Annotated in this window: 4 protein-coding genes; 1 reads left to right on the top strand and 3 read right to left on the bottom strand. The window is 57.9% G+C overall.

Annotated features, from left to right (window positions below; genetic code table 11):
* Positions 1 to 504: 504 nt before the first annotated feature.
* Both U9R25_13260 and U9R25_13265 read right to left on the bottom strand, forming a co-directional pair.
* Positions 505 to 1491 (bottom strand): electron transfer flavoprotein subunit alpha/FixB family protein, encoded by a 987-nt coding sequence (locus U9R25_13260; GenBank protein ID MEA3336876.1) that lies wholly within the window; start codon positions 1489 to 1491, stop codon positions 505 to 507.
* 10 nt (positions 1492 to 1501) lie between these two features.
* Positions 1502 to 2302 (bottom strand): electron transfer flavoprotein subunit beta/FixA family protein, encoded by an 801-nt coding sequence (locus U9R25_13265; protein MEA3336877.1) that lies wholly within the window; start codon positions 2300 to 2302, stop codon positions 1502 to 1504.
* A 197-nt stretch (positions 2303 to 2499) separates the two neighbouring features.
* Between U9R25_13265 and U9R25_13270 the strand changes: the two genes are divergently transcribed.
* Positions 2500 to 5217 carry a cyclic nucleotide-binding domain-containing protein gene (locus U9R25_13270; GenBank protein MEA3336878.1) on the top strand — a complete coding sequence of 906 codons (2718 nt, stop codon included), beginning with the start codon at positions 2500 to 2502 and terminating at the stop codon, positions 5215 to 5217.
* A gap of 470 nt (positions 5218 to 5687) precedes the next feature.
* On the opposite strand, the gene U9R25_13275 is transcribed toward U9R25_13270, so the two are convergent.
* The gene (locus tag U9R25_13275) at positions 5688 to 6602 is read right to left on the bottom strand and encodes a DUF4349 domain-containing protein (GenBank protein MEA3336879.1); all 915 of its coding nucleotides are present in this window, start codon (positions 6600 to 6602) and stop codon (positions 5688 to 5690) included.
* Positions 6603 to 6889: the final 287 nt, after the last annotated feature.

Consider the following 6889-nt stretch of genomic DNA (forward strand, 5'->3'; position numbering starts at 1 on the left):
AGGGGGGACACGGAGACCCGGGGAGGGGGGACACGGAGACACGGGGAGAGGGGGACGCCGCCAGCGGGCGTACCGTGACGCTAGCAAGCGGTGCGGGAGCTAGGTAGAGACACGGGGAGCATCAGCGGCACAGTAAGCTTTGTCACTTTGTCACTGCGAGGAGATCAAGCGACCTCAACACGTTAACAAGGATAACGGGAACCAGGCAGCGAGATCGACGTGGCAGTCTCATACGCTGTTGGGGAAACCATGCGATGAAGGGAGTCTGAGATTGCCACGGCCCTTGCTCCATGCACAACCGCTGGTGAGGGGGACACGCGCCAGCGGGCGTACCGTGACGCTAGCAAGCGGTGCGGGAGCTAGGTAGGAACACGGGGACGCGGGGACGCGGCAACACGGCGAAAGAGGGACGCGGCGACCCTGAAACTCTGATACTCCGAGGCTCCAAGACTCTGAGACTCTGGGCCGCTGTCGGCGGTCTTCGGTCAGCGGTCAGCGATCCGCTCAGGCCAGGCGTTTCTTCATCTCAAGCGTCAACGCCGGCACAACCTCAAACAGATCACCGACGATGCCGTAGCCTGCCACTGAAAAGATTGGGGCATCGGCATCCTTGTTGATCGCCACGATCACCTTGGAGTCGCTCATGCCAGCCAGGTGTTGAATCGCACCGCTGATCCCGCAGGCGATATACAGGTCGGGCCGTACCATCTTCCCAGTCTGTCCGACTTGACGTGCGTAGGCAATGTAACCGGCATCCACAGCAGCCCGGCTGGCACCCATTGCGCCACCTATGGTATCCGCTAATTCTCTTATCATGGCAAAGCCCGTCTCCGGGTCCCTGGCAACCCCGCGGCCTCCGCTTACGATGATATTGGCCTCTGTCAGGCTTACCTCACCCGTGGATACTTCTTCAAAACCGATGATCTCCTCGCGCAGGTCGCTCGCCGGCAACACGGCGCCCGAGCGTTTGATCGTACCGGAGCGAGCAGGATCGGCTTGCGGGCTTGGAAAGACCCTGGCCCGCACGCTAGCCACCTGAACCGGCGTATCGAAGTGCACGGTCGTCAACATGTTTCCCGCATAAACGGTTCGTGTGGCCACGAGCTTGCCATCGTCGAGAGCCAGATCGATACAGTCCGCCGCGATACCCGCCTCGAGATCACACGCCACGACGGCTGCCAGATCGCGGCCGCGCGCAGTCGCTGCAAATAGAACGATGGTTGGATCGTAGCTCTGGACCAGGTCTTCGACAACCGCGGCATAGGGATCCACCCGATAACTTGCCAGGGAGGCATCCTCCACCAGATGTACGATGTCGGCGCCAAAGGTAATTGCCTCTTGCGCGACCGATTCGACCGAGTCGCCGATAACGACTGCGGCCAACGGTTTACCCGACTGGTCGGCCAGTTCCCGGGCCTTGCCCAAGACTTCCCATGATACCGGCGCAGCCGTACCCTTGAATTGTTCAATGAAAACCAGAATGCTCATCATATCGCCTCCCCTAGACAACTTTCTCGGCCATTAGAAGATCAGCAAGTTTGGCAGCGCTGGCATCGACGCTGCCTTCGTCGACCAAAACAACTTCTGAGGCACGAGCTGGCGGCTTTCGAAGGTCGGTCCAACGGGCGCCGGGGACATAGCCGTTCGTTCCGATCAGCGGATCAATGCTGGCAAGGTCCTGCGCACTCCAGACCGGAATATCGGCCCGGGCAGCCTTGCGAATACCCATGAAACTGGGATAGCGCGGCTCATTGATCTCCTTGCCGACCGAGACAACCGCAGGCAGCGTGGCGGTCACGATCTCGCGCCCCTCCTCGAGCTGACGCTCCACGGTGATCATGCCGTCGGCGATGTCCAGGATCCTGGTCACCTGGGTCAGCAAGGTCGCTCCCAGTTTTCGGGCCAAACCTGGTGCAACCAACCCACTGTTGCCATCCACCGACATCTTGCCGGTCAATACCACGTCGAAGTCGCCGTTCTTGCGAATGGCTGCGGACAGGATAGCCGCGGTGCCCCATGCATCGGTCCCGGAAAACGCCGGATCATCCAGCAACAGAGCGTTTTTGATGCCGCGCGCGATGGCATCCTTCAGGGCATCCGTGGCTGTCTCGGGGCCAGTAGTCATCACCGTCACCTCACCACCGAAACGGTCCTGAAGCAGGAGCGCCTCCTCTACTGCGTACTCGTCCCACGGGTTGAGAACCAAAGTCGCCTTGATGTCGCCACTGCTGACTTCAGCTACGCTGATCTTCGACATCTCGGCCGTGTCCGGGGTCTGTTTGACACAAACAACGAAGTTCAAGATTCCACCTCCTTGTGAAATGATATGAATTATATCATAGTCATGACGCACCGCGCCAATTTTACCCAATTTGGCCGGGCAACAGAACGGATGTGCAGACTCTGCCAGTCTGTGGTAGAATAGAGCGTTCCAGCTTGCATTTCACCGTGCCGTCGCATCTGCCATCGGTGCCATCGTCGCAACTACCGCGAGGCAATATGGAAGCCAACGAAATCCAGAGCCGATTAGCCGGTTTTCCTGTGTTTTCCAAATGGACACAGGAAGACCTTCGTCGTTTGGCTCAGGGGATAACGGTAGAGGAATACCAGGCAGAGGAAGCCATCCTGCCTAAAGAGGATACCCAGGGCGATCTCTCTGACGATGCCTACGTGATCAACCAGGGCACCGTCAGGCAATTCGTGGAGGGGGAACACGCGACCGCCATGCAGCACCGCACCCTGGCCGAAGGGGACGTATTCATCGATCAGACGCTGTTCCGGGGAAAGCGTTATTCCAGCGCTGCCACGGCTGAGACCTGGTGTGAACTCTTCCGCATCAATAGCGCCGACCTGGGTTGGGCGCTCAACAAGTATCCAGACCTCTGGAAACGCCTCATCCAGCCCGACTCCACCGGCAGGCTTCGGGCGATTCCCCTGTTGCGCTCTCTGACCGACGCGCATATCGAATATGTGGCCCAGTCGGTCGGGACAAGCGAGTTCAAGGCCGGCGATGAGATCTGTAAAAAGGACGATGAGGATGGCGCGCTCTGGATCATTGATTGGGGGCAGGTCGAGATCACCGATCAGGGCGAGTTGGATCTTAGCGGCGGTATGCCCGGTGTATTGCAGCCATCCGACACGCTGATCGAGGCGCAGGGCTTCGACCTGCTGAAATCGCCTCGTCTTACTTCCGGCAACTGGTTCCTTGGCGGCCTCTCCCGCGTTCCCGGCTACTTAACGACCAGCGCCATGGCTGCCACCGCGGTGCGTTTACTTCGGGTTCCAGCCCATGTGCTCGAAAGCCTGGTCATCGATTTTCCGGACGTTCTCGAACAGCTGGGCGACCGCATTCGTGTCGAGGAACATGTGCGGAAATTGGGACAAGGGATCGATTTTGATCTATTGAACGACGATCACTGGCGACAGATAGCGGGCCTGGCCACCATGGAACATGTGCCAAGCGGCCTGAATGTCACCCGCCAGGGCGATTTGGGCCATCGATGGTACAGCCTTTTCGCCGGTGGAGCCGTTATCCGTGTCACGGACGAGGAGGGACGCGAGCGACCCCAGCGCTATGTGACGGCGCCCTACTCCTTTGGCCTCACCGCTCTTCTCAAAGGAGACCGCCGGGACGCCACTGTCCGCAGCATCACAACGGTGGACAATACGACGGGAGAATCCCTCGATGGCTCTGATTGGGTAATACTCGACCGGGCCGATCTGCGCATGATGTTGCAGCAGGACCTGGGCCTCTGGCGGGGCACCCGGTTGAAAACCACGCTGATGGAGCCGGAGGAGAAGAAGCGTTTCGACTGGATGGAGGAAGATGAAGTGGTGGCCTGGTGGGGGCGCCGCCATCCGATCGCTTTATTACCTGCTCTGATGGCGCCATTCGTGCTCTGGGCAGTGGGCCTGCTCATTTTTTGGCTACTGAACATTGAGGTGGCACCGCTGGCCGCTATCTTCGTTCTTTTCGTGATGCTGATCGTCATCTATCCCATACCGATCGCCAACTATCTCGATGACCATTACGCTATCACCAACAAACGGGTGACAAGACGAGAGCGCACGCTTATGCTTCGCGACACACGGGTGGAAGCGCCGCTGGAGCGCATCCAGGAAACGACGCTGAACACCGATCTGATGGGGCGTATCTTCGACTACGGTGATCTGAGCATCCAGACCGCGGCCACAATCGGACGGATTCTCTTCGAGATGGTGCCCGAACCGGAGACCGTGGAGAACATCCTGCGATTCCAAAAACAGCGGGTCGAGGCGGGTCGCCAGGCTGCACAGCGAGAAGGCATTCGAGCGGAACTGGTCAAACGGCTGAATCTGCGTATTGCCCCCAAGAGAGGAAGAGCACTGCCGGAAGGAATGAAGCCGGTGCCTCGCACAGCATACGGCCGCTTCAAGCGCGATCTTTCGGAACTCTGGCAACGCTGGGCAGGCGCCTGGCGCCGTGCCGGAAAGGGAGCTCAGGCGATCCTGGTGAGACCACTACCGGAAAGCTCCCGCCAACGAGTGCTGCGGGGGGGTCGCCGCAAACCCAAAAAACGGGATGACGATGACATCGTATATCGCAAACACTGGTGGTTTCTTTTCAAGAGAGTGATAATTACCTTTCCGCTCTTTTTGTTCACAACTTTCCTGCTGACCATGTTGGTCATCCAGATGCTTGGCGGCGCCAATGATGTGTACGGCATCGATGCAAACAGCGCTTTTTTCCTGACCTTCATTGCCTGGTTGATCCTGGGATTCATCGTCTGGTTCAAATTCGAGAACTGGCGCAACGACAAGTATATTCTGACAGAGCGCTACATCATCGACGTCGAGGCGCTACCCTTTGGGTTGCGCGAACAGAGGCGTCAGGCATCCTGGGATAGAATCCAGAACGCTATCTACGATGTGCCCAGCCTGTGGGCCAACATTCTGGACTACGGGTCAGTTCTCATCCAGACCGCAGCCACCGAGAGTGCCTTCACCTTCGAAAACGTGGGCCACCCGCGCCAGGTACAGCAGGAGATTTTCAAACGACTCGAGTACCACCGCATTGCCACCGAGGACCGGAAAACGTCCAAGCAGCAGCGCATGTTCGGTGAAACCCTGCAGGTCTACGATGAACTGATGCTAAGGGATGGTTGGGCCACTCAGTCGCAACGGGGCTACGCACCGCCGGGCGCCGAGGGATTGGCAGGCAATGGCTCCGAATCTTGAATGCACCCGAAAGAATCCGAGATATTCTGTATTTGTCGGCGACGCTTTGAACAAACGGCTTCGTCCGTCTCACTGCGTAGGCCTGCACCCTTCGATACGCTCCGCAGGCTCCGCTACTCAGGATGCGGGCCTGTGTTCAGCATGTTCTTGACTGATACAGAATCCAAGAAATTCGCCGTTTAACTGAAGTCAGAAGGGGAACAGGAGTAGGTCCGGCTACCAGCCGGACGATCTGGTATTCCAGAGATGTCACGCTGATAGCGATGACCTACAAAACCACGCTCACAAATTGACTTCAGTCCAGTACCTTACGAGTCAGATTCTTGCACACTGGGCAAGAAGATTAGCTACGAACCAAACAAGGATGTACCGCAGCACTGTCCTGCCCACTCCGGGGCACCTAACGGTGAGCGCAGTCGAAGGGCGCTGTCCTGAGTGTAGCCGAAGTACCAGGTTCTGGCCTGTCCAAGTCAGGATGGCGTTTCAGATCGCCGGCGCCGGATCCAGCGGATCAGCAGGATAATCAACACCACCGGGACAGCAAGCAGGATCAATACCGGCAGCAGCACAATCACGAAGTTGATCAGAAAATCAATCAATCCCTGCAAAACGCCGATCAGGGAACGAAAGGCATTCTTGACCGTGACCAGTGGTTGCCATTCCTCGTCGACCAGCGGTTTGGTGACTTCATCTGGCAGCAGTTCCACCGAAATGGTGGCGAGGGCAACCAGATTGGAAAGATACTGCATTCGCCCTTTCGTCTGCTCGATCTCGCCACGCTTCCTGGTAACCTCGTTGAACACATCGAGAATGTCCTCGGCGGTGGAACCTGGTCGCTCGCGCACCTCCTCCAGCAAGGCCAACAACTCCGTCTCCGCCGCCTCCAGGTTGCGCAGGCGGGCCTCCAGATCGGTGAACTCGGCGGTGACGTCCTCGGTATTTCTATTCTCGCTGAGAACGCGTTCCGCAAGGCTGCTCAGTTGCGCCATAGCATCGCGGTAACGATCGGCAGGCACCCGGATTGTCACAGAGCCGCGCATCAGATCACCGCGGTACTGGCCCAGATGACTGCTGGCCACATATCCCCCAAAGCTTTCCGCGATGCTTTCAACCTGGGCCATAGACTGGGCAGGATTCAAAACGACAAGGCTCAGATCGCCCCGGTAGATTATCTGCCGATCGATCGGTTCATCCTGCATTCCCAGGATGACGCTTTCAGCCATGTCTTCGTCGGCCATAGGCTCGGGCGCCATCTCGACATCCTCAAATGACTCCCCACGGAATGGTGCTCCCATATTCGCCACCTGCGAGGCCTCACGCCCTGGTGAAGCACATGCCGCGATGGCCAGGAGTAGAACCAATAACAACAAAAGAACACGACGCATCGCTATTCTCCTCATCTGATTTCCAGGCCGACAAACCGTGGCAAGGTGTGGCTGCCGACCTGGCAATGCCTGTAATCAGCTTTCAGAAGATTACACGATGAACGCGAAGCTTCTGTTCAGCGTCATTGTTGTTTTCGTCAAACACCTTGCCCACGACGATTGGCAATTGTCGGCTTACCATCCGTAAGCGAGGCGAACGATCAGCCTGTCCGGCAGACCAGCTGACCTCATGTCAGCCTGGGTCATTTCATAGGGATAGCTGATGCGGCGAAACCGCCAGATCTGCT

This window comes from Chloroflexota bacterium (genome assembly GCA_034717495.1).
Lineage (GTDB): Bacteria > Chloroflexota > Anaerolineae > JAAEKA01 > JAAEKA01 > JAYELL01.